Raw genomic sequence first — 19,213 nt, forward strand, 5'->3', positions numbered from 1 at the left:
CGCTTCCCGGTCTGAGGGCGGACCTCGCCCGCTGGTGAGGGGCGGGCGCCTATCGCCACCCCGGGGCCGGGCCTACATCCGGCCGATGCCCTTCCGCGCCTTCGAATCCTTCCTCGACCCCGTCGCGCCGCCCGGGGCGAAGGCGGCGCGGATTGGCGGGGTGCCGGTGCCGGAGGGGCCGCCGCCCGCCACCCTTCTCGGCTTCTACTGGCACTTTGCCCGGCAGGCGCGGGTGCTGGTGGCCGCCCTTTTCGCTGCCGGCTTCCTCGTGGCGGTGCTGGACAGCCTTATCCCCGTCTTCATCGGCCAACTGATCGCGCTGCTCGGCGCCCATGCGCCGGACCGGCTGATCCCGGAGACCGGGTGGGCCCTCGTGGGCATGGCGGTGGTGATGCTGGTGCTGCGCCCGGCCTCCATCCTCCTGCAGAACCTCGTCGCCAACCAGGCGATCAACCCCGCCTTCACCAGCCTCATCCGCTGGCAGTCCCACCGCCTCGTCTCCCGCCAGGGCTGGCCCTTCTTCCAGGAGGACTTCGCCGGGCGCATCGCCAACCGGGTGATGCAGGCCGGGCCGGCGCTGCGGGAATCCGTCACGCAATCCGTCACGGCGGTCTGGTACATCCTCGTCTACGGCTCCTCCGCCGTGATCTGGCTGGCGGGGGCGGATTGGCGCCTGGCGCTGCCCATCCTCCTCTGGTTCCTCCTCTACGCCGCCTTCCTGCGCGCCGTGGTGCCCCGGCTGCGGGACCGGTCTCGCGCCGCGTCCGAGCAGCGGAGCCTGCTGACGGGCCGGATCGTGGACGCCTACACCAACATCCTCTCCATCAAGCTCTTCGCGCGGGCGGCGCGGGAGGACGCCTTCGTGGCGGAGGGGGTGACGGGCCTGACCGCGGCCTTCCAGGCGCAGATGCGGCAGATCACCTTCAACTCCGCGGTCCTCTCCGCCCTCAACGCCCTTCTGCTGGTCGGCATGGCGGCGCTGTCCATCCGGCTCTGGATGGCGGGGGAGATCGGGGCGGCCACGGTGGCCACGGCCCTGCCCATGGCTTGGCAGATGGCCAACATCTCGGGCTGGGTGGCCTTCAACGTCGGCGCGATCTTCGAGAGCATCGGGGTGGTGCAGGAATCCATCCGCAGTATCGCCGCCCCGCCCACCGAGCCGGACCCGCCCGGCGCCGGGCCGCTCGCCGTGACGCGCGGCGCCATCCGCTTCGAGGGGGTGCGCTTCGGCTACGGCCGCGCCGATCGCGCCGTGCTAGACGGCTTCGACCTGGAGATCCGCCCTGGCGAGCGGGTGGGGCTGGTGGGCCGGTCCGGCGCCGGCAAGACCACGGCGGTGAACCTGCTGCTGCGCTTCTTCCACCCGGAATCCGGCCGCATCACGATCGACGGCCAGGATATCGCCGGGGTAACGGCCGAAAGCCTGCGCGGCGCCATCGGCATGGTCACCCAGGACACGGCGCTGCTGCACCGCTCCATCGGGGACAACATCCGCTTCGGCCGCCCCGAGGCCACCGACGCGGAGGTGATCGCCGCCGCCCGGCGCGCCGAGGCGGACGGCTTCATCCGCGGCCTGTCGGACTGGCGGGACCGGAAGGGCTACGAGGCCCATGCCGGGGAGCGGGGGGTGAAGCTCTCCGGCGGGCAGCGCCAGCGTGTGGCCATCGCCCGCGTGCTGCTGAAGGACGCCCCGATCCTCGTGCTGGACGAGGCGACGAGCGCCCTCGATTCGGAGGTGGAGGCGGCGATCCAGGAAGGGCTGACCAGCCTGATGGAGGGCAAGACGGTGATCGCAATCGCCCACCGCCTCTCCACCCTGGCGCAGCTGGACCGGCTGGTGGTGCTGGAGGAGGGGCGGATCGTGGAGAGCGGCCCGCACGAGGCGCTGCTGGCCCGGGGCGGCCCCTATGCCCGCCTCTGGGCGCGGCAGTCCGGCGGGTTTATCGGGGCGTAGGGCCGGAGGCGCTGCAACAGCGCACGGGAAGCGGCTGTTAAGGCTCTGTTGCGGGGCCGCGCCGGCTTGACTTCACATGGACGCCAATTTAGGGACCCCCTGCCTTCCGGGGGACAACCGCTGGAGGAGCAGAGTGGAAAACCGGGACGGCTTCGACGACCGGCTGCGGCAGGCCAGGACCCGCCAGGGCCTGGATCCAAAGCCCCGAACAGGGGGGGAGGGCGGCCTGCCGACGGGCCCGTGGGGAATTGGCTTCCGCGCGGGGGTCGAGGTGGTATCGGCGCTGGTCGTGGGCGCGGCGCTGGGCTTCGGCCTCGACCGCTGGCTCGGGACCTTTCCCTGGCTCTTCCTCGTCTTCTTCTTCGTGGGCGGCGCCGCAGGGGTGCTGAACATCTACCGGCTGTTCAAGCCCCATCCCGGCGCCCGCTAGCGCCCGCCAGTGGTCGTCAGACCGTGAGATCAAGGACCGAGACGTGGCCGCCGAAGGCAAGACGATCGACGCGCTGAGCCAGTTCGAGCTGATCCCGGTCCTCGGCCCGGTCGGCCGGGCCGTTGGCTTCTCCCAGTCCAACGCCCACATGCTGCTGGCGGTGGGGCTGATCTCGATCCTGATGCTGGTCGGCATCCGCCGCCGCGCGCTGGTGCCCGGCCGGTTCCAGGCGGCCGCCGAGATGTTCTACGAGTTCATCGAGAACCTCGTGACCGGGCAGGTGGGCCATGAGGGGCGGAAGTACTTCCCCTTCGTCTTCGCCCTCTTCATGTTCGTGCTGTTCGGGAACCTCATCGGCCTGTTCCCCTACGCCTTCACCTACACCAGCCACATCGCCGTCACGCTCGGCCTCGCCGCCACCGTGTTCTTCGTGACCACGATCGTGGCCCTGGCGCTGCACGGCAGGAAGTTCTTCGGCTACTTCTTCCCGGAGGGAGCGCCGCTCTGGCTCGCGCCCATCATCGTGCCGGTGGAGCTGGTCTCCTACCTCTCCCGGCCGGTCAGCCTTTCGGTCCGCCTGTTTGCCAACATGGTGGCGGGCCACGTGCTGCTGAAGGTGTTCGCCACCTTCGTCGTCCTCCTCGGTGGGCTGGGAGCGATCGGGCCGGTGGCCGCGCTCCTCCCGCTCTCCGTCAACGTGCTGCTCGTCGGGTTCGAGATCCTGGTGGCCTTCCTCCAGGCCTATGTCTTCGCGATCCTGACCTGCATCTACCTGCACGACGCGGTGCACCTGCACTAGAACCGCGCCGGCAACCTTCTCCAACCGCTCAACAAGGAAGAGCTCTCCGATGAACGATCCTGCCGCCTACCTCGGCGCCTTCAAGGCGCTCGGCGCCGGCATCGCCGTCTTCGCGCTGTTCGGCGTGGGTCTCGCGCTCGGCAATATCTTCTCCACGCTGATCTCCTCGGTCGCGCGGAACCCGTCGGCCCGCGACACCGTCTTCCCGATCGGCATTCTCGGCTTCGCCCTCACGGAAGCCGTCGCGCTCTTCGCGCTGCTGATCGCCTTCCTGATCCTCTTCGCCTGATCGGGTCCGCGGCGCGGCCGGGAGGTCCTCCCGGCCGTCCGCCGCGGGACGGAGACCGCATGATCCGCCTCTCGCACCGTAATGCCTGGCGCAGCCTGGCCCTCGCTGCCCTTCTCTCCGGGGCATCGGTCCTGGCCGCGCCGGGCGCGCTCGCCCAGCAGGTCACGGCACCGCACGCGACCGGCCCGGTGCAGCCCTCCGGCCCACTTCCGGGCCAGCAGGGCGAGAGCCGCGCCGTGCAGGCGGACAGCGACCGCGCCAACGCGGTGCGCGAGGCGAACATCACCGCCAACGAGTACCGCGCCGCCGCCCATGACGCGGCGGACGCCGGCGGCATGCCGCAGCTGGACTTCGGCAACCCCCTGATGATCTCCCAGGTGGTGTGGCTCCTCGTCATCTTCGGGCTGCTCGTCTTCCTCTGCTATCAGTTCCTGCTGCCGCCCGTGGCGGCGGTGCTGGAGGACCGGCGCCAGCGCATCGCGGCCGACCTGGACGCGGCGCGCGACGCCCGCGCCGAGGCCGAGGCCGCCGAGGCCGGCCGGCGCGACAGCACGGCCCGCGCCCGCGCGGAGGCCCAGGCCTCCATCGCGGCCGCGCTCCAGGCCGCCCAGGCCGAATCCGCCGCCCGCGCCGAGGCGCTGGCCGAGCGGCTGAACCGCCAGATCACCGAGGCCGAGGCCCGCATCGGCACCGCCCGCGACGCCGCCATGGGCGCGCTGCGCGAGGTGGCCACCGACGCGACCACGGCCCTCGTCCAGCGCCTCTCCGGCCTGACGGATGGGGCGGCCGTCTCCGCCGCGGTGGACCGCGAGCTCGCCGCCCGCAACCCGCGCACGGGAGCCGCCTGATGCACCAGTACGAGCACTTCTGGCTGGACCCGAAGTTCTGGGTCGCCGTCTCCTTCATCCTCTTCGTCGTGCTGCTGGGCGGCATGATCTGGAAGCGCCTCGGCGCCCTGCTCGACGCCCGCGGTGCCCAGGTGCGCGCCCAGCTCGCCGAGGCGACGAAGCTGCGCGAGGAGGCCGAGGCCATGCGGAAGAGGGCCGAGGCCGACCGCGCCGCCGCCCTGCGCGAGGCCGAGGAGACCGTCACCCGCGCCCGTGCCGAGGCCGACCGCGTGGCCACCGCCGCCGCCGCCGAGGCCGAGGCGAACGCCGCCCGGCGCGAGCGCATGGCGATGGACCGCATCGCCGCGGCCGAGGCCAGCGCCCTGGCCGAGGTCCGCACCGCCGCGGCCGAGATTGCCGCCGCCGCCGCCCGCTCCGTCATCGCGGAGAAGCTGACGGCCGAGGGCGACGCCGCGATGATCGACAAGGCCGTGGCCGACCTGCCGCGGGCCCTGCGCGCGGCCTGATCCCGGGCTGGTATCTGATGCTTCACGGGGGCCGCGAGGCCCCCGTTTGCGTTTCGGGGCGGCCCCAGGGGGAGGGAGAAGGAATTCTCCCTCCCCCTGGACCCCCACCCTCATCTTTTTCTGAGGGGCTGCCGCGGGATGCCCGGCTTGCGGTTCGCCGAGGGTCCATGACCCTCGGCGCGTGACAGGTCCCCCTGGAACCAGCTCGAAGAAGAAGATGATGGGGGTCGAGGGGGGGAAATTCCTTCTTCCCCCTCGCGGGGGTTCCGGGGGCGGAGCCCCCGACGACTCGGCCGTTCCCATTTCCGCGCCGCCCGCCTAGCCTCCGTGTCGAATCCAAGACGGGGAGAGAATGGGATGCGGCGACTTCTGCTGGCCGGGGCCGCGGCGCTGGCGCTCGGGATGGGCCTGGGCTTCGGGGCCGAGGCGTCGACCTTCCGCTGGGCGAATGACGGCGACGTCAATTCTATGGATCCCTACGCGCGGAACGAGACCTTCCTTCTCACCTTCACGCACAACATCTACGAGCCGCTGGTGCGGCGGAACCGGGAGCTGAAGGTGGAGCCGGCGCTGGCGACCTCCTGGTCCCAGCCTTCCCCGACGGTATGGCGGCTGAACCTGCGCCAGGGGGTGAAGTTCCACGACGGCTCGCCCTTCACGGCGGACGACGTGGTCTTCTCTGCCCAGCGCGTGCGCGCGGGCGGGTCCAATCTCACCTCCGTGCTGTCCTCCGTGAAGGAGGTCCGCAAGATCGACGACCATACCGTCGAGTTCGAGACCCACGCCCCGGACCCGATCTTCCTTGAGGAGATCACGACCTGGGCGATCATGTCCAAGCGGTGGGCGGAGGCGAACAACGCCACCCAGGCGGTGGACCTGACCACGGGGCAGGAGAACTTCGCCACCCGCAACGCCAACGGCACCGGTCCCTTCGTGCTGGCGAGCCGCGAGCCGGACCGCCGCACGGTGCTGCGCCCGAACCCGAACTGGTGGGACAGGCCCGAGCACAACCTGACCGAGGTGCAGTTCAACGTCATCGGCAACGACGCCACCCGGGTCGCCGCCCTGCTCTCGGGCGAGGTGGACATGATCTACACCGTGCCCCCGCAGGACACGGAGCGGTTGAGCCGCGAGCGGGCCGTGCGGGTCCACCAGCAGGCGGAGCTCCGCACCGTCTTCCTCGGGTTCGACCAGAGCCGCGAGGAGCTGCTGAAGAGCGACGTGCGCGGCCGGAATCCGTTCCGCGACCTGCGCGTGCGCCAGGCCTTCCAGCTCGCCATCGACCTGGAGGCGATCAAGACGCGCATCATGCGCAACCAGTCCCGCCCCACCAGCCTGATGATCGGCCCGGGCGTCAACGGCTTCACGGAGGCCGCAGACCGCGTGGTGCGGCCGGACGTGAACCGCGCGAGGCAGCTGCTGACGGAGGCCGGCTACCCCAACGGCTTCGGCGTGACGCTGGACTGCCCGAACGACCGCTACGTGAACGACGAGGCGATCTGCACGGCGGTGGTCTCCATGCTGGCGCGGATCGGCGTGCGCGTGAACCTCGCGGCCCAGACCCGCGCCCGCTACTTCGCCGAGATCCTGGCGCCCCGCTACAACACCAGCTTCTACATGCTGGGCTGGACGCCGACGACCTACGACGCCCACAACACGCTCTACAACATCATGGCCAGCCGGGGCGGGCAGCGCGGCGTGTTCAACTCCGGCGGCTGGAGCAACCCCCGCTTCGACGAGCTGACGAACGGGATCGCGGTGGAGACCGACCTCGCGAAGCGGCAGCAGATGATCGACGAGGCGATGAGGATCCACACCGAGCAGGTCGGCCACATCCCCCTGCACCAGCAGGTCGTGGTCTGGGCGGCGCGGACCAACATCACGCTGCAGCAGATGGCGGACAACTACTTCCCGCTGCGCTACGTGCGGGTGGGGCAGTAGCCGGGCCCGGCGCCGGGGGTTCCCCCGGCGCCGATCCGGGGCGCCGCCTTGCCGTTCCGCGGCGGCACTCCTAATCCTCCCGGTATGAGCGAGGCTCCAGCTACCCTGCCGGCCGTGGACCACCAGCGGGTCGTCTTCCCCGAGGGGCTGGCGCTCGACAGCGGGGTCATGCTCGCGCCCATGGCGGTGGCCTACCGCACCTACGGGGCGCTGAACGCGGCCCGCAGCAACGCGATCCTCGTCTGCCACGCCCTGACCGGGGACCAGTACCTGGCCGAGACCCAGCCGGTCACGGGCAAGCCGGGCTGGTGGTCCTCCATCGTCGGGCCGGGCAAGCCGATCGACACGGACCGCTACTTCGTCATCTGCGCCAACGTCCTCGGCGGCTGCATGGGCAGCACCGGCCCGCGGGAGGAGATGACGGATGCCAATGGCCGCGGCCTCGGCCGCCCCTGGGGCATCGACTTCCCGGCCATCACCATCGCGGACATGGTCCGCGCCCAGAAGAAGCTGGTGGAGTACCTGGGCATCGAGCGGCTGCTCGCGGTCATCGGCGGGTCCATGGGGGGGATGCAGGCGCTGCAGTGGGCGGCCCTCTATCCCCGCAGCGTCTTCGCCTGCGCGCCCATCGCCACGGCGGCCCACCACTCCGCCCAGAACATCGCCTTCCACGAGGTCGGCCGCGCCGCCGTCCACGCGGACCCGGATTTCTGCCAAGGCGCCTACTGGAAAGAGGGGCGCATCCCCGCCCAGGGCCTCTCCGTCGCGCGGATGGTCGCCCACATCACCTACCTGTCGGAGAGCGCGCTGACCCGGAAGTTCGGCCGCCGCCTGCAGGGCGCCAAGGCGCTGACCTTCCTGGAGGATGTCTTCGCGGTGGAGAGCTACCTGCGCCACCAGGGTAGCACCTTCATCCGGCGCTTCGACGCCAACTCCTACCTCACCATCACCCGCGCCATGGATTACTTCGACCTGGCGGCCGACCACGGGGGCGACCTGTCCAGCGCCTTCCGGGGCACGCCGACGCGCTTCCTCGTCGCCTCCTTCTCCTCGGACTGGCTCTTCCCCACCGCGGAGAGCCGTGCCGTGACCCGCGCGCTGAACCGCGCCGCCGCCCGCGTCTCCTTCATCGAGCTGGAATCCGACAAGGGCCACGACGCCTTCCTGCTGGACGAGCCGGAGTTCCACGCCGCGCTCGGCGGCTTCCTCTCCGGCTCGGCCGACGCGGTGGGGGTCTGAGGATGGACCGACGGAGGGCGCAGCCCGGCGGCGTGAATCCATTCTCGGCGAGCGCCAGCGAGCCAAGGAGGTTCCCATGGGAATGAAGCCGCGGGAGCCCATCCAGTACGTCGCCAAGAACATGCGCCTGGACCTCCGCCTGATCGCGGAGATGATCCCGGACGGCGCCCGCGTGCTGGACATCGGCTGCGGCGACGGCGCCCTGATCGGGCACCTGACGCAGGAGAAGCGCGCCGATGCCCGCGGCATCGAGATCGACATGAAGCAGGCGACCCAGGCCGTGGCCGCCGGCCTCGCCGTCATCCACGGCGACGCGGACGCGGACCTCGAGCACTACCCGGACAACGCCTTCGACTACGTCGTCCTCTCCCGCACCCTCCAGGCCGTGGAGCGCCCGCGCGAGGTGCTGCGCCAGATGCTGCGCATCGGCACCCACGCCATCGTCTCCTTCCCGAATTTCGGCCACTGGCAGATGCGCTGGCGCCTGCTCTGGACCGGCCGCATGCCGGACACGGAGACCTGGGACCGCGCCTGGTACGAGACGCCCAACATTCACCCCTGCACCATCCTGGACTTCGTCGCCCTCTGCGAGGCCGATGGCTACCAGGTGAACGGCTGGCTGGCGGTGGACGAGCACGGCTCCCGCGCGCCATGGCGCGAGAGCCTGCGCCTGGCCAACCTCTTCGGGGAACAGGCCCTCTTCCTCCTCAGCCGCAAGGGCTAGGTGCGCTACCCCGTGACCCCGGACGGGCGCTACTTCGTCGTCCGCGGCCGCCTGTGGCGCATGTCGGACCCCACCCTGCCCGCGGAGCGCCGCGCGGAGCTCACGAAGCGGCTGATGGCCGCCCGCCGCGCCGTGGGCACCGCCCTGCGCGCCGGCGACGAGGCCGCCCTGCGATCGGCCCGGGCGGGGGTGGACGAGGCCAAGGTGGCCCTGGGCGAGCGCGGGCCCGTCTGGTGGACCGACGGCACGCCCGACCTGAACCGGCGCATGGCAGCGAAGACGGCTTATGCGGAGTGGTTCGCGGGGCTCTGATCTACCGGGCCATCGAGACTGGCCGCTGGAGGCCGGGAGCCCACACATGCCTCGCGGCGTCAAGCACCGAACAGGCGCCGGATGCCGCCGCGCAGATGGTCCGCCATGGCCCGGTGCGCCTCCGCCTCGTCCGCCCCGGCGATGGCCTCGGCGATGCGCGCGTGCTCACGGGCGATCTCCGGACGACGCTCACCCTCCGGGCGGCCGGCCAGCTCGCGAGTCAGCCGGATGCCCGAGATCATCTGCTCGTGGAAGGCTTCCAGCGTCGTTACGAAGAAGCGGTTCCCCGAGGCCCGCGCGATGGCGTGGTGAAAGGCGACGTCGGCCTCCAGCCCCACGGTGTCCTGCTCCAACTGCTGCAGCCTTTGGCGGATGATCGTGATCGCGGCCTGGTCGGCGCGGCGCGCGGCGTGCGCGGCCACCTCGCTCTCCACGCTGCAGCGGAACTCGAGGAAGGCCCGCATGTCGGGGATGCTGTGCAGCGGGCCGAAGCTCGGCGAGGCCGGGCGCGTCGGCTCGCGCACGTAGCTGCCCGATCCCGGGCGGGAGACGACATGCCCTTCCGCCCGCAGCCGCGCGAGAGCCTGGCGGAGCACCGGCCGCGAGACACTGAAGCGGCGGGCAAGCTCCACCTCTCCCGGCAATCGTGAATCGCGCGGGAAGCTCTCCGACGCGAGCAGGTCGCGCAGGCGCTCATACACCTCCTCGCTCAGTGGGCGGCGCGGGGCCTGATCCATGGCTGCTCCATCCTCCGCCGCCAGCTTACCCGCAGCTTGTCAAAGCTGTAAGAAAGTATGCGCGATTACCGGAAAAGAATTGACAGCTTTGCTGGATCGGTAACCCTGGCGGCAAGAAGCAAGGCTCGGGAGGAGTTGGCATGGCACGGCGTTCACGGCTGGGCATCGCCCTGGCCGGGCTGCTCTCGGCCTGCGCGCTCTGGACCGCGCCGGCCGCCGCGCAGATCCCCAACCGCCCCGTGCGGATCGTCGTGCCCTTCGTGCCCGGCGGCACCAGCGACATCGTGGCGCGCATCCTCGCCGCGGGCGCGGCACCCCACCTGCCGGCGGGCGCGGTGGTGGACAACAGAGCCGGGGCAGCCGGGAATATCGGCACGGCCGAGGTGGCGCGCGCGCAGCCGGACGGGACGGTGCTGATCCAGTGCACCATCGGCACCTGCGCGGCCAACCCCTTCCTCTACGCCAACCCCGGCTACGACCTGCAGCGCAGCTTCGCGCCGGTGATCCTCACCGGGGCGGTGCGGAACGTGATGTCCGTCAGCAACGCGCTGCCGGCGAAGAGCCTGGCGGAGGTGATCGCCCTCGTCCGCGCCAGGCCCGGCACGATCACCTTCGGCTCCTCCGGCGTCGGCGCCTCGAACCAGCTGGCGCCGGAGCTGCTGCGCGGCATGCTCGGCATCAACTGGATCCATGTCCCCTATCGCGGCAGCGGCCCGGCGATCACCGACCTCATCGGCGGGCGGATCGACGTGTTCTTCGACAACCTTCCCTCCATCCTGCCGCAGATCCGCGCCGGCACGGTGCGGCCGATCGCCGCCGTGTCCAACGAGCGCATCCCCGAGCTGCCGGACGTGCCGACCTTCCGCGAGTCCGGCCTGCCGGAGCTGGCCCAGGGGCTGGAGATCGACAGCTGGTTCGGCTTCCTCGCCCCCGCCGGCACGCCGGACGCGACGGTGGAGGCCCTCAACGCCGCCTTCAACAGGGCCCTGCAGGACCCGGCCGTGCGCCAGCGCCTGAGAGAGGCCGCGGTGGTGCCCCTGGGCGGCCCGCCCGCCCGCATGGCCGGGCAGCTGCGGAGCGAGGCGGCCCGCTGGGGCGAGGTGATCCGCGCCAACAACATCAGTGCCGAGTAGGAGACCGCTTCCTTGTCCAAGGTCACGCGCCTTCGCACCATCCGCATCGCCGAGCGACCCAACCTGATCTGGGTGGAGATCGAGACGGAGGAGGGGCTGACCGGCCTCGGCGAGTCCTTCCGCGGCGCCCAGGCGGTGGAGGCGGTGCTGCACGAGGCGGTGGCGCCCTGGCTGATCGGCAAGGATTCCCGCCGGATCGAGCAGGTCTCCCGCCACCTGATGACCCCTTATCTCGGCTTCCACAGCGCGAGCGCGGAGGTGCGCGCCGCCAGCGCTGTGGACATTGCGCTGTGGGACCTAGCAGGCCAGCGCCACGGCATCCCCGTGCACGAGGCGCTGGGCGGCGCGGTGCGGACGGAGGTGCGCGCCTACAACACCTGCGCGGGCTACGCCTACAACACCAGCGGCGGCCGCCGCGCCACCTCCGGGCAGGAGGAGGCGGCAGGTCCCTATGATGATCAGGTCGCCTTCATGAAGGATGCGGGCCGCCTGGCGGAGAGCCTGCTCTCCGAGGGCTACACGGCCATGAAGATCTGGCCGTTGGACGAGTACGCGACGGCGAGCGGCGGGCACCTGATCACGCTGGAGGAGCTGAAGGCGGGGCTGGAGCCCTTCCGCAAGATCCGCCGCGCGGTCGGCGACCGGATCGAGGTAATGGCGGAGCTGCACAGCCTGTGGTCGGGCCACGCCGCCATCCGCATCTGCCGCGCGCTGGAGGACGTGGGCGTCTTCTGGGCGGAGGACCCGATCGCCAAGATGGACGACGCGCGGGCGCTGGCGGACCTGCGGCGCCAGACGCGAACGCCGATCTGCGGCAGCGAGACGCTGGGCGGCGCCGTGCCCTTCCGCGACCTTCTGGCGGCGGACGCGCTGGACATGGTGATGATCGACCTCGCCTGGTGCGGCGGGCTGACGGAGGGCCGCAAGATCGCGGCCCTGGCCGAGGTCTATGCCAAGCCGCTGGCGCCGCATGACTGCACCGGGCCGATCACGCTGATGGCCGGCCTGCACCTCGCGCTCCACGCGCCGACCGCGATCTTCCAGGAGGTGGTGCGCGCGACCCTGGCCACCTGGTACCGCGACCTGGTGACGGAGTTGCCGGTGCTGCGGAACGGCATGGTGCAGGCCCCCACCGCGCCGGGGCTGGGGACGAAGCTGCAGGATTCCGTGCGGACGCGACCGGATGCCGTGATCCGCGAGAGCGCGCTGTCGTGAGCGGCGCCGGAGCAGGGGCAATCCGACGCCGCGGCCTTCTCGCGGCCGGGGCGCTGGCCCTGCCCTGGGCCGCGCGGGCCCAGGGGGGCGGGGAGGCCTGGCCATCCCGCGCCGTCACGATCATCGTGCCATTCGCGCCGGGCAGCTCCTCCGACATCATCGCGCGCGCCATGGCGCAGCAGATGCAGCAGGCGCTCGGCCGGCCCTTCGCGGTGGAGAACCGCCCCGGCGCCACGGGCGAGGTGGGCGCGCGGCAGGTGATCCGCTCGGCGCCCGATGGCACCACGCTGATGCACGCGCCGATCAGCACCTGGGCCATCAACGTCGCACTGCGGCCGAACCTCGGATACGACCCCGTCACGCAGCTCACCCGCATCACGCAGACCGTGCGGACGCCGAACGTGCTGGTGGTAAACCCGAGGCTGCCGGTGAACGACCTGCCGGGCCTGCTGGCCTGGATGAGGGCGAATGTGGCCACCGCCTCCTATCCTTCCTCTGGCGTCGGCGCCTCGGACCACCTGACGGGGGAGATGTTCAAGATCGAGACGGGGACACAGATGACGCACGTCCCCTATTCCGGCGGCGGCCCGGCGATGACGAGCGTGATCGCGGGCGACACGCAGATCTCCTTCCAGAACCTCGGCGCCGTGATCCCGCACATCCAGGACGGGCGGCTGCGCCCGATCCTCATCACCTCGGCGGAGCGCAGCCCCGTGCTGCCGGCGGTGCCGACAGCGCTGGAAGCGGGGCTGCGCGATTTCGTCGTCTATTCCTGGCAGGGCTTCGGCGGGCCGGCGGGAATGCCGCCGGCGCTGCTGGCGCAGGTCCATGCCGCGGCCGTCGCGGCGCTGCGAAGCCCCGGCGTCGCCCCGCGCCTGACAGAGCAGGGCTTCGACGTGGTGGCCAACAGCCCGGAGGAGTTCGCCGCCTTCCAGGCCTCCGAGATCGAGCGCTGGCGGCAGGTGGTGAAGGCCGGCCGGATCACGGCGGATTAGGGGTGGTCCGATGCTGATCCAACTCATCGGCGCACACGCCGCCCAGGCCCCGCGGCTCCGCGCCCTGCTCGGGGCCGGGCATGAGGTTCACCCCCTGGAGCGCCTTCCGGCGGAGGGCCCGATCCGCGCGGACGTGCTCGTCACCACCCGGCTGACGGAGGAGGAGGCCGGGCGGCTCGACAGCCGGCTGCTCCAGGTTCCCGGCGCGGGGCTGGACGGGGTGGCGCTGGACGCGCTGCCGCCGGGCTGCACGGCCTGCAACGTGTTCGAGCACGAGATTCCGATCGCGGAATACGTGCTCTTCACCGTGCTGGAGCACGTGCTGGAGCTCGGCGCGCTGCCGGACCGGCTGGATGCCTGGACATGGCCGGCGATCCACCGCGATCGGCCGTTCCATGGCGAGGCCTGCGGCCGGACCATGACCCTCGTGGGCTTCGGCCATATCGGGAAGGAGATCGCCCTCCGCGCACGGGCGCTGGGGATGCGGATCGTCGCCGTGACCCGCCGCGGGCAGCCGGATGCGGCGGCGGATCGCAGCCTGCCCGTTGCGCAATTGCGGGAGGTGCTGCCGGAAACCGACGTGCTGGTGCTGTGCTGCCCACTGGACGAGGGCACGCGCGGGCTGATCGGCGCGGCGGAGCTGGCGGCGATGAAGCCCTCCGCCCTGCTGGTGAACGTGGCGCGCGCGGAGGTGGCGGAGGAAGAGGCGCTGTTCGAGGCGCTGCGGGACCGCCGCATCGCGCGGGCGGCCGTGGATGTCTGGTACCGCTACCCGAAACCGGGCGAGGCGGAGTGCCCTCCCTCTCGCTTCCCGTTCCACGACCTGCCGAACCTGCGCGCCACGCCTCACATTTCCGGCTGGACGGAAGGGCTGATGGAGCGGCGATACGCCCTCATCGCGGAGAATATCCGGCGGCTCGCCGAGGGGAGGCCGCTGGAGAACGTGGTGCGCGCCGGGCAAGGGAGGGAAAAGGGTTGATGCTGATCCAGGCGGAGCGCCTGCGGGCCGAGGTGGATCGCGTGCTGCGCGGGGCGGGAAGCAGCGCGGAGGAGGCGGCGATCGTCGCCGACCACCTGATCGAGTCCAACCTCCGCGGCCATGACAGCCACGGCGTGGGCGTGCTGCCCGCCTATATCCGCAACATCGGCGCGGGGCGCCTTCACCCGAACCGGCACGCGGAGTTCATCCGGCGCGATCCCACCATCGCGGTGGTGGATGGCGGCATGGGCTTCGGGCAGGTGGTCGCGCGGGAGGCGACGGACTGGGCCATCGACGCGGCGAAGGCGAACGGCCTGGCCCTGCTGGCGCTGCGCAACGTCCATCACATCGGCCGCGTCGGCACCTATGGCGAGAGGGCGGTGGCGGCCGGGCTGATCATGCTCGCCTTCGTCAACGGCATCTCCGGCGCGCCGCGCGTGGCGCCCCATGGCGGGCGGGAGCCGCGCACGGGCACGAACCCCATCTGCATCGCCGTGCCGCACGGCGATGCGCCTGTCGTGCTGGACTTCGCCACCAGCCGGATCGCGCTGAACAAGGTGCGGGTGGCCCGCAACGAGGGCCGGCACGTCGCGCCCGGCTCCATCATCACGCATGGGGGCGAGCCCTCCACCGACCCCGACGTGCTGTACGGCGATGGGCCGCGCGGCGCGTTGCTGGCCTTCGGCGAGCACAAGGGCTCCGGCCTCTCCCTGATCTGCGAGCTGCTGGGCGGTGCCCTGGCCGGTGGCGGCGCCGCGCAGCGCGCCGATGCCGCGGACCCCGCCATCATCAACGGTATGACGGCCATCGTGATCGATCCCGGCCATGTGGTGGACCTGCCCTGGTTCGCAGGGGAGGTCGAGGCGGTGGTGGCGCACATGAAGACCGCGGCCGCGATCGACCCGGGCAAGCCGGTGATGGTCGCGGGCGACCCCGAGCGGGCCAGCCGCCGCAAGCGCCTGGCGGAGGGCATCCCCGTGGACGCCACCACCTGGCGCGAGATCGGGAAGGCCGCGGCGAGCGTGGGGGTCGTGCTGGAGACTGCCTAGAGAGCGTCGAACGAGACCGGGACAAGCCGGCGGAACAGCCGGAAGGGGAGGATGGAATGGACGAGAGGAACCCGCATGGGCTGAGGGTCACGCGGCGCGGCCTGGGGGCAGGTGCGCTCGGCGCCGCGCTCGCCTCGCCGGCCCCCTCGCCTGCTTTGGCCCAGCGCGCCTGGCCCACGGAGCGGCCGATCGAGGTGGTGGTGCCCTTCACCCCGGGCGGCGGCAGCGACATCATCGCGCGCGTCACCCTGCCCTATGTGCAGCGGCTGCTGCCCGGCTCCAACTTCATCATCTCCAACCGCCCCGGCGCCTCCGGCCAGACCGGGAACGAGTTTGTCTTCAACGCGCGGCCGGACGGGTACCTGCTGACCGTGGTCACCTCCCCCACGCTGGTGACCATCCCGATCGAGCGGCCCACTCGGTACAGGGCCGGCGAGTTCAGCTTCATCGCGAACGTGGTGGACGATCCGGGCGGGCTCTGGGTCCGGCCCGCCTCGCCCTACAACAGCCTCGCCGACCTGCTCGAGGCCGCGCGCACGAAGCCGGAGGGACTTTCCTACGGAACCACGGGCGTCGGGTCGGACGACCATCTCCTCGTCCTCGACATCGCGCAGAAGCTGCCGGGCACGCGCTTCGTCCATATCCCCTTCAACAGCTCCGCACCGCTGCAGGCCGCCATGCTGGGCGGCCACATCGACTTCGGTTCCTTCAACATGAGCGAGGGCTACGAGGGGCTGAGCGACGGCCGCTCCCGCTGCCTCGCCCAGGCCGGGGCCGCCCGCTGGCACAAGGCATCGGGCGTGCCCACCTTGCAGGAGGCGGGCGTGGCCCTCTCCGGCGGCGGCGCCCAGCGCGGCATCTGCGGCCCGCCCGGCCTGCCCGCCGAGATCCACGCCCGGCTGGTGGAGGCCTACCGCACGGTCCTCGCCGACCCGGCCTTCCTGGCGGAGGCGGACCGGCTCGGCATGCCTGTTCGGTCCATCCTGGGCGACGAGTACCGCACCTTCACCTTGGGGCGGGAGGCGGAGTTCCGAAAGCTCTGGTCCGAGAAGCCCTGGCGCGAGGGGTGATCCGGCGCTTCCTCTCGACGGCGCGCGGGACCGGCCTGTAATCTCGCGGCGTGGCAAGACGACGCGCGGCAGATTCCGATGGCGGTGACACGCCGCCTAGGCATCGGGCGCCCGCGCCGCAGCCCGCCCTCTCCGCGGCGCCGAAGCTGACGGACCGCGTGGCCGAGGCCATTCAGGCCTATATCGTCGAGAACGGCCTGACGCCGGGGGCGCAGCTCCCGACGATCGTGGCCCTTTCCGGCACCTACGGCGTCAGCCCGACCGTGGTGCGGGAAGCGCTGGCCCGGCTGCGCTCCGAAGGCCTCGTTGAGGTGCGGCAGGGGTCGGGCGCCTATGTCTCCGGCAGCCTGCGCCCCTTCCGCATCGCGACGGGATCGGCGAGCGACGCCTCCGTCCTGCGCGTGCTGGAGCTACGGCTGGGCCTAGAGGCCGAGGCGGCCGCCCTGGCCGCGGCGCGGGCCGGGCGGGGGGACCTGCAGCGGATCCGGGAGGCCTTCCAGGCTTTCGTTCAGAGGATCGAGCGCGGCGAGCCCGCCATGGAGGCGGACCTGCGCTTCCACCGGGCCGTCGCGGAGGCCGCCGGCAATCCGCTCTTCGTCGAGTTCCAGGTCTTCCTGCAGCAGTACCTGACCGACAGCATCGGCGTCTCGCACGGGCACACGCGCCAGGGCGGACGGATGGCGGTGGTGCTGGAGGAGCACCGCCGGATCCTCGACGCCATCGCGGCCCGCGACGCCGAGGCGGCGCGGGTCGCGATGCGGGATCACCTGAAGGCCGGCATGGCGCGGATCACCTCCGCGGCGGAGGCCGGGGTCTAGCGCAGGACGCGCCAGATGCCCTCGCCGCCAACATCCTTCGCGCCGTAGCGGGCGATCGCCTCCGGGTCGAAGTCGAAGCCGAGGCCCGGGCCTTTCGGAAGCAGCAGGTCGCCCTTCTCCAGCACAAGCTGCGTGTCGATCAGCCGGCGGAAGTTCACCACATGGTCGTCCGGCATGAACTCGACGTAGCTGACGCTCGGCGCGCTGGCGGCGAGGTGGACGTGCACGTCGTGCCAGGCATGGGGTGAGGTGGCGACGCCGAAGCAGGAGGCCATGGCGGTGATGCGCCGCCATTCCGTGATGCCGCCGCAGACGGTCGCGTCCGTCTGCAGGATGGCGGCGGCGCGCTTCTCCAGCAACTCCTTGAAGCGCCAGCGGCCGGCCTCGATCTCGCCAGTGGCCACGGGGATCGGCGTCGCGCGGGCCAGGGCGGCGTGGTTGTCGATGTCGTCGGGAAGGAAGGGCTCCTCGATCCAGTAGGGGTCCATCGGCTCGAAGCGGCGGATGTACTGCAGGGCGGTGGGCAGGTCCGGCCAGGCGTTGTTGGCGTCCAGCATCAGCTCGATGTCCGGGCCGATCGCCTCGCGGGCCGCGCGCAGCCGCGCCGCCTCCTGCGCCGGGGTCCGGCCGCGCGCGCCGACCTTGATCTTCACCGCACGGTGCCCGGCATCGACGAAGGCGCGCAGCTCGTCGCCCAGTTCCTTGTCGCCCTTGCCCGGCCAGTAGTAGCCGCCGCTGCCATAGGAGGGCACGCGGTCCAGCACGGCGGCGCCGAGATAGCGGTAGAGCGGCAGGCCGGCCAGGCGCGCGTTCAGGTCCCAGATGGCGATGTCGATGGCGCTGAGCGCGCGCATCACGCCGCCGACGCGGCCGAGCAGCAGCGTCTCCTGGTACATGTCCTGCCAGATACCCTCCACGCGGTGGGAGTCCTGGCCGATCACCTTGTGCGAGAGGCCGTCCACGACCGCATCGAAGAGCAGCCGCCCGGCCTTGTTCACGGCGTAGCAGTAGCCGAGGCCGGCCGTGCCGTCCTCCGCGCGCACGCGGACCAGGCAGTACTCCCGTGCCGTGACCTGCCGCGTGGAGAAGTTGATCGGCTTGTCGAGCGGGACGCGGGCGACGCAGACCTCGACGGAGGCAATCTTCGGCATGGGGTTCCCTTACTCGGCGCGGATGTTGGCGGCGCGGATCAGCTCGGACCATTTCCGGTCCTCGTCGCGCATGAGCTGCGCGAACTCCTCCGGTGGCCTGTTGAGGACGACGGCGTCCTGCGAGGTGAAGCGCTCCCGCACCGCCGGGTTGGACAGCGCGCGGGAGATGTCGGCCGCCATGCGCCCGACCATGGGCGCGGGCATGCCCGCCGGGCCGATCACGCCGAACCAGACATCGGCCTCGTAGCCCCGCAGGCCCTGCTCCGCCATGGTGGGGACATCAGGCAGCATGGTGGAGCGCTGCGCGGTGGTGACGCCAATCGGGCGCAGCGTCCCCTCCCTCACCTGCTGGAGCACCTGGGTGGTGGTGAGGAGCGAGAGCGGGACGACGCCCGCCATCAGGTCCGTCATCGCCGGGGCGCCGCCGCGATAGGCCACGTGGTTCAGCCGGATGCCGGCCGTGCTCGTCAGCAACTCCATGGCGAGCTGCTGGGCGGAGCCTGGGCCGGGCGAGGCGTAGTCGATCCCGCCGGGCTTCTCCTTCGCCAGCCGGACCAGGTCCGCCAGGTTCCGCGCGGGGAAGCGCGGGTTGCCGACGACGATGAAGGGCGAGCGCGCGACGAGGGCGATGGGGGTCACGTCGCGCAGCGGGTTGTAGGGCAGGTTGGGGTAGAGCGCGCGGTTGGTGACGTGGGAGGAGATGGTGAACATCAGCGTCTCGCCGTTCGGCTCGCTCTTCACCAGCGCCTCGGTCGCAATGATGCCATTGGCGCCGCCGCGGTTCTCCACCACCACCGGGGTGGACCACATCCTCGTCAGCTCGTCCGAGAGGGCGCGGGCGAAGATGTCGGTGGAGCCGCCGGGCGGGAAGCCGACGAGCATGCGCACCGGCCGGTTCGCCGGGGCGGGCTGGGTTTGCGGCTGGGCCAGGGCCAGCCCTGGAGCCAGGGCGAGCAGCGGCGCGGCCAGCGCCAGAAGGGCGCGGCGCGCCCGGCTCGTGCCTGCTTGGGCCATTCCTGTCTTC

General features: G+C 71.7%; 20 protein-coding genes. 17 read left to right on the forward strand and 3 right to left on the reverse strand.

Features of this window, described 5'->3' with window-relative positions:
* Window positions 1–85 precede the first annotated feature (85 nt).
* The 10 genes from VQH23_RS08530 to VQH23_RS08575 all read left to right on the forward strand — a co-directional run bounded on the left by VQH23_RS08530 (window position 86) and on the right by VQH23_RS08575 (window position 9,042).
* Window positions 86–1,954, forward strand: coding sequence for an ABC transporter ATP-binding protein (locus VQH23_RS08530; RefSeq protein WP_338665207.1), 1,869 nt, complete (start codon window positions 86–88; stop codon window positions 1,952–1,954).
* Between the two features lie 133 nt (window positions 1,955–2,087).
* Window positions 2,088–2,384: an AtpZ/AtpI family protein gene (locus VQH23_RS08535; protein ID WP_338665208.1), complete on the forward strand. Its 297-nt coding sequence runs from the start codon at window positions 2,088–2,090 to the stop codon at window positions 2,382–2,384.
* Between the two features lie 43 nt (window positions 2,385–2,427).
* A complete protein-coding gene (locus VQH23_RS08540; RefSeq protein WP_338665209.1) occupies window positions 2,428–3,183 on the forward strand; it encodes a F0F1 ATP synthase subunit A in 756 nt (251 codons plus the stop codon).
* 49 nt (window positions 3,184–3,232) lie between these two features.
* Window positions 3,233–3,472 carry an ATP synthase subunit C family protein gene (locus VQH23_RS08545; protein ID WP_073134617.1) on the forward strand — a complete coding sequence of 80 codons (240 nt, stop codon included), beginning with the start codon at window positions 3,233–3,235 and terminating at the stop codon, window positions 3,470–3,472.
* 59 nt (window positions 3,473–3,531) lie between these two features.
* Window positions 3,532–4,320 carry a hypothetical protein gene (locus VQH23_RS08550; protein ID WP_338665210.1) on the forward strand — a complete coding sequence of 263 codons (789 nt, stop codon included), beginning with the start codon at window positions 3,532–3,534 and terminating at the stop codon, window positions 4,318–4,320.
* On the forward strand, window positions 4,320–4,826 hold the full coding sequence (locus VQH23_RS08555; RefSeq protein ID WP_338665211.1) for a F0F1 ATP synthase subunit B: 507 nt from the start codon (window positions 4,320–4,322) through the stop codon (window positions 4,824–4,826). The genes VQH23_RS08550 and VQH23_RS08555 overlap by 1 nt, the downstream gene beginning before the upstream one ends.
* Window positions 4,827–5,183: 357 nt before the next feature.
* Entirely contained in the window at window positions 5,184–6,767 is a 1,584-nt protein-coding gene (locus VQH23_RS08560; RefSeq protein ID WP_338665212.1) for an ABC transporter substrate-binding protein, read from the forward strand.
* Window positions 6,768–6,851: 84 nt separating this feature from the next.
* A complete protein-coding gene (locus tag VQH23_RS08565) occupies window positions 6,852–8,006 on the forward strand; it encodes a homoserine O-acetyltransferase (RefSeq protein ID WP_338665213.1) in 1,155 nt (384 codons plus the stop codon).
* A gap of 121 nt (window positions 8,007–8,127) precedes the next feature.
* Window positions 8,128–8,730: a methionine biosynthesis protein MetW gene (gene metW, locus VQH23_RS08570; protein ID WP_338666076.1), complete on the forward strand. Its 603-nt coding sequence runs from the start codon at window positions 8,128–8,130 to the stop codon at window positions 8,728–8,730.
* Window positions 8,731–9,042, forward strand: a complete 312-nt coding sequence (locus VQH23_RS08575) for a hypothetical protein (protein WP_338665214.1) — start codon at window positions 8,731–8,733, stop codon at window positions 9,040–9,042.
* 59 nt (window positions 9,043–9,101) lie between these two features.
* Here VQH23_RS08575 and VQH23_RS08580 read toward each other — a convergent pair whose 3' ends face one another.
* Complete coding sequence (locus VQH23_RS08580; protein ID WP_338665215.1) at window positions 9,102–9,779, reverse strand: FadR/GntR family transcriptional regulator; 678 nt, start codon at window positions 9,777–9,779, stop codon at window positions 9,102–9,104.
* Window positions 9,780–9,919: 140 nt separating this feature from the next.
* On the opposite strand from VQH23_RS08580, the gene VQH23_RS08585 reads away from it, so the two are divergent.
* Genes VQH23_RS08585 through VQH23_RS08615 form a run of 7 tightly spaced genes read left to right on the forward strand, consistent with a single transcriptional unit; the run spans window position 9,920 to window position 17,038 of the window.
* Window positions 9,920–10,912: a tripartite tricarboxylate transporter substrate binding protein gene (locus VQH23_RS08585; protein ID WP_338665216.1), complete on the forward strand. Its 993-nt coding sequence runs from the start codon at window positions 9,920–9,922 to the stop codon at window positions 10,910–10,912.
* A gap of 12 nt (window positions 10,913–10,924) precedes the next feature.
* Window positions 10,925–12,127: a mandelate racemase/muconate lactonizing enzyme family protein gene (locus VQH23_RS08590; protein ID WP_338665217.1), complete on the forward strand. Its 1,203-nt coding sequence runs from the start codon at window positions 10,925–10,927 to the stop codon at window positions 12,125–12,127.
* The gene (locus VQH23_RS08595; protein WP_338665218.1) at window positions 12,124–13,122 is read left to right on the forward strand and encodes a tripartite tricarboxylate transporter substrate binding protein; all 999 of its coding nucleotides are present in this window, start codon (window positions 12,124–12,126) and stop codon (window positions 13,120–13,122) included. Before VQH23_RS08590 ends, VQH23_RS08595 begins: the two co-directional genes overlap by 4 nt.
* 10 nt (window positions 13,123–13,132) lie before the next feature.
* Complete coding sequence (locus VQH23_RS08600; RefSeq protein ID WP_338665219.1) at window positions 13,133–14,101, forward strand: 2-hydroxyacid dehydrogenase; 969 nt, start codon at window positions 13,133–13,135, stop codon at window positions 14,099–14,101.
* Complete coding sequence (locus VQH23_RS08605) at window positions 14,101–15,150, forward strand: malate/lactate/ureidoglycolate dehydrogenase (protein WP_338665220.1); 1,050 nt, start codon at window positions 14,101–14,103, stop codon at window positions 15,148–15,150. The genes VQH23_RS08600 and VQH23_RS08605 overlap by 1 nt, the downstream gene beginning before the upstream one ends.
* 56 nt (window positions 15,151–15,206) lie before the next feature.
* Window positions 15,207–16,220: a tripartite tricarboxylate transporter substrate binding protein gene (locus VQH23_RS08610; protein ID WP_338665221.1), complete on the forward strand. Its 1,014-nt coding sequence runs from the start codon at window positions 15,207–15,209 to the stop codon at window positions 16,218–16,220.
* Window positions 16,221–16,270: 50 nt separating this feature from the next.
* Window positions 16,271–17,038: an FCD domain-containing protein gene (locus tag VQH23_RS08615; protein ID WP_338665222.1), complete on the forward strand. Its 768-nt coding sequence runs from the start codon at window positions 16,271–16,273 to the stop codon at window positions 17,036–17,038.
* On the opposite strand, the gene VQH23_RS08620 is transcribed toward VQH23_RS08615, so the two are convergent.
* The gene (locus VQH23_RS08620; protein ID WP_338665223.1) at window positions 17,035–18,189 is read right to left on the reverse strand and encodes a mandelate racemase/muconate lactonizing enzyme family protein; all 1,155 of its coding nucleotides are present in this window, start codon (window positions 18,187–18,189) and stop codon (window positions 17,035–17,037) included. The genes VQH23_RS08615 and VQH23_RS08620 overlap by 4 nt on opposite strands.
* A 9-nt stretch (window positions 18,190–18,198) precedes the next feature.
* Window positions 18,199–19,203, reverse strand: coding sequence for a tripartite tricarboxylate transporter substrate binding protein (locus tag VQH23_RS08625; RefSeq protein ID WP_338665224.1), 1,005 nt, complete (start codon window positions 19,201–19,203; stop codon window positions 18,199–18,201).
* Between the last annotated feature and the right edge of the window lie 10 nt (window positions 19,204–19,213).

Source organism: Pararoseomonas sp. SCSIO 73927 (assembly GCF_037040815.1).
GTDB lineage: Bacteria > Pseudomonadota > Alphaproteobacteria > Acetobacterales > Acetobacteraceae > Roseomonas.

Excerpts from the sequence above, each read along its gene's own strand:
- VQH23_RS08585 (WP_338665216.1), top strand. The coding sequence starts at position 9,920 with ATGGCACGGCGTTCACGGCTGGGCATCGCCCTGGCCGGGCTGCTCTCG.
- VQH23_RS08600 (WP_338665219.1), top strand. The coding sequence starts at position 13,133 with ATGCTGATCCAACTCATCGGCGCACACGCCGCCCAGGCCCCGCGGCTC.
- VQH23_RS08580 (WP_338665215.1), bottom strand. The coding sequence starts at position 9,779 with ATGGATCAGGCCCCGCGCCGCCCACTGAGCGAGGAGGTGTATGAGCGC.
- VQH23_RS08620 (WP_338665223.1), bottom strand. The coding sequence starts at position 18,189 with ATGCCGAAGATTGCCTCCGTCGAGGTCTGCGTCGCCCGCGTCCCGCTC.
- VQH23_RS08555 (WP_338665211.1), top strand. The coding sequence starts at position 4,320 with ATGCACCAGTACGAGCACTTCTGGCTGGACCCGAAGTTCTGGGTCGCC.
- metW (WP_338666076.1), top strand. The coding sequence starts at position 8,128 with ATGCGCCTGGACCTCCGCCTGATCGCGGAGATGATCCCGGACGGCGCC.
- VQH23_RS08550 (WP_338665210.1), top strand. The coding sequence starts at position 3,532 with ATGATCCGCCTCTCGCACCGTAATGCCTGGCGCAGCCTGGCCCTCGCT.
- VQH23_RS08530 (WP_338665207.1), top strand. The coding sequence starts at position 86 with ATGCCCTTCCGCGCCTTCGAATCCTTCCTCGACCCCGTCGCGCCGCCC.
- VQH23_RS08610 (WP_338665221.1), top strand. The coding sequence starts at position 15,207 with ATGGACGAGAGGAACCCGCATGGGCTGAGGGTCACGCGGCGCGGCCTG.
- VQH23_RS08565 (WP_338665213.1), top strand. The coding sequence starts at position 6,852 with ATGAGCGAGGCTCCAGCTACCCTGCCGGCCGTGGACCACCAGCGGGTC.
- VQH23_RS08625 (WP_338665224.1), bottom strand. The coding sequence starts at position 19,203 with ATGGCCCAAGCAGGCACGAGCCGGGCGCGCCGCGCCCTTCTGGCGCTG.
- VQH23_RS08545 (WP_073134617.1), top strand. The coding sequence starts at position 3,233 with ATGAACGATCCTGCCGCCTACCTCGGCGCCTTCAAGGCGCTCGGCGCC.
- VQH23_RS08560 (WP_338665212.1), top strand. The coding sequence starts at position 5,184 with ATGCGGCGACTTCTGCTGGCCGGGGCCGCGGCGCTGGCGCTCGGGATG.
- VQH23_RS08605 (WP_338665220.1), top strand. The coding sequence starts at position 14,101 with ATGCTGATCCAGGCGGAGCGCCTGCGGGCCGAGGTGGATCGCGTGCTG.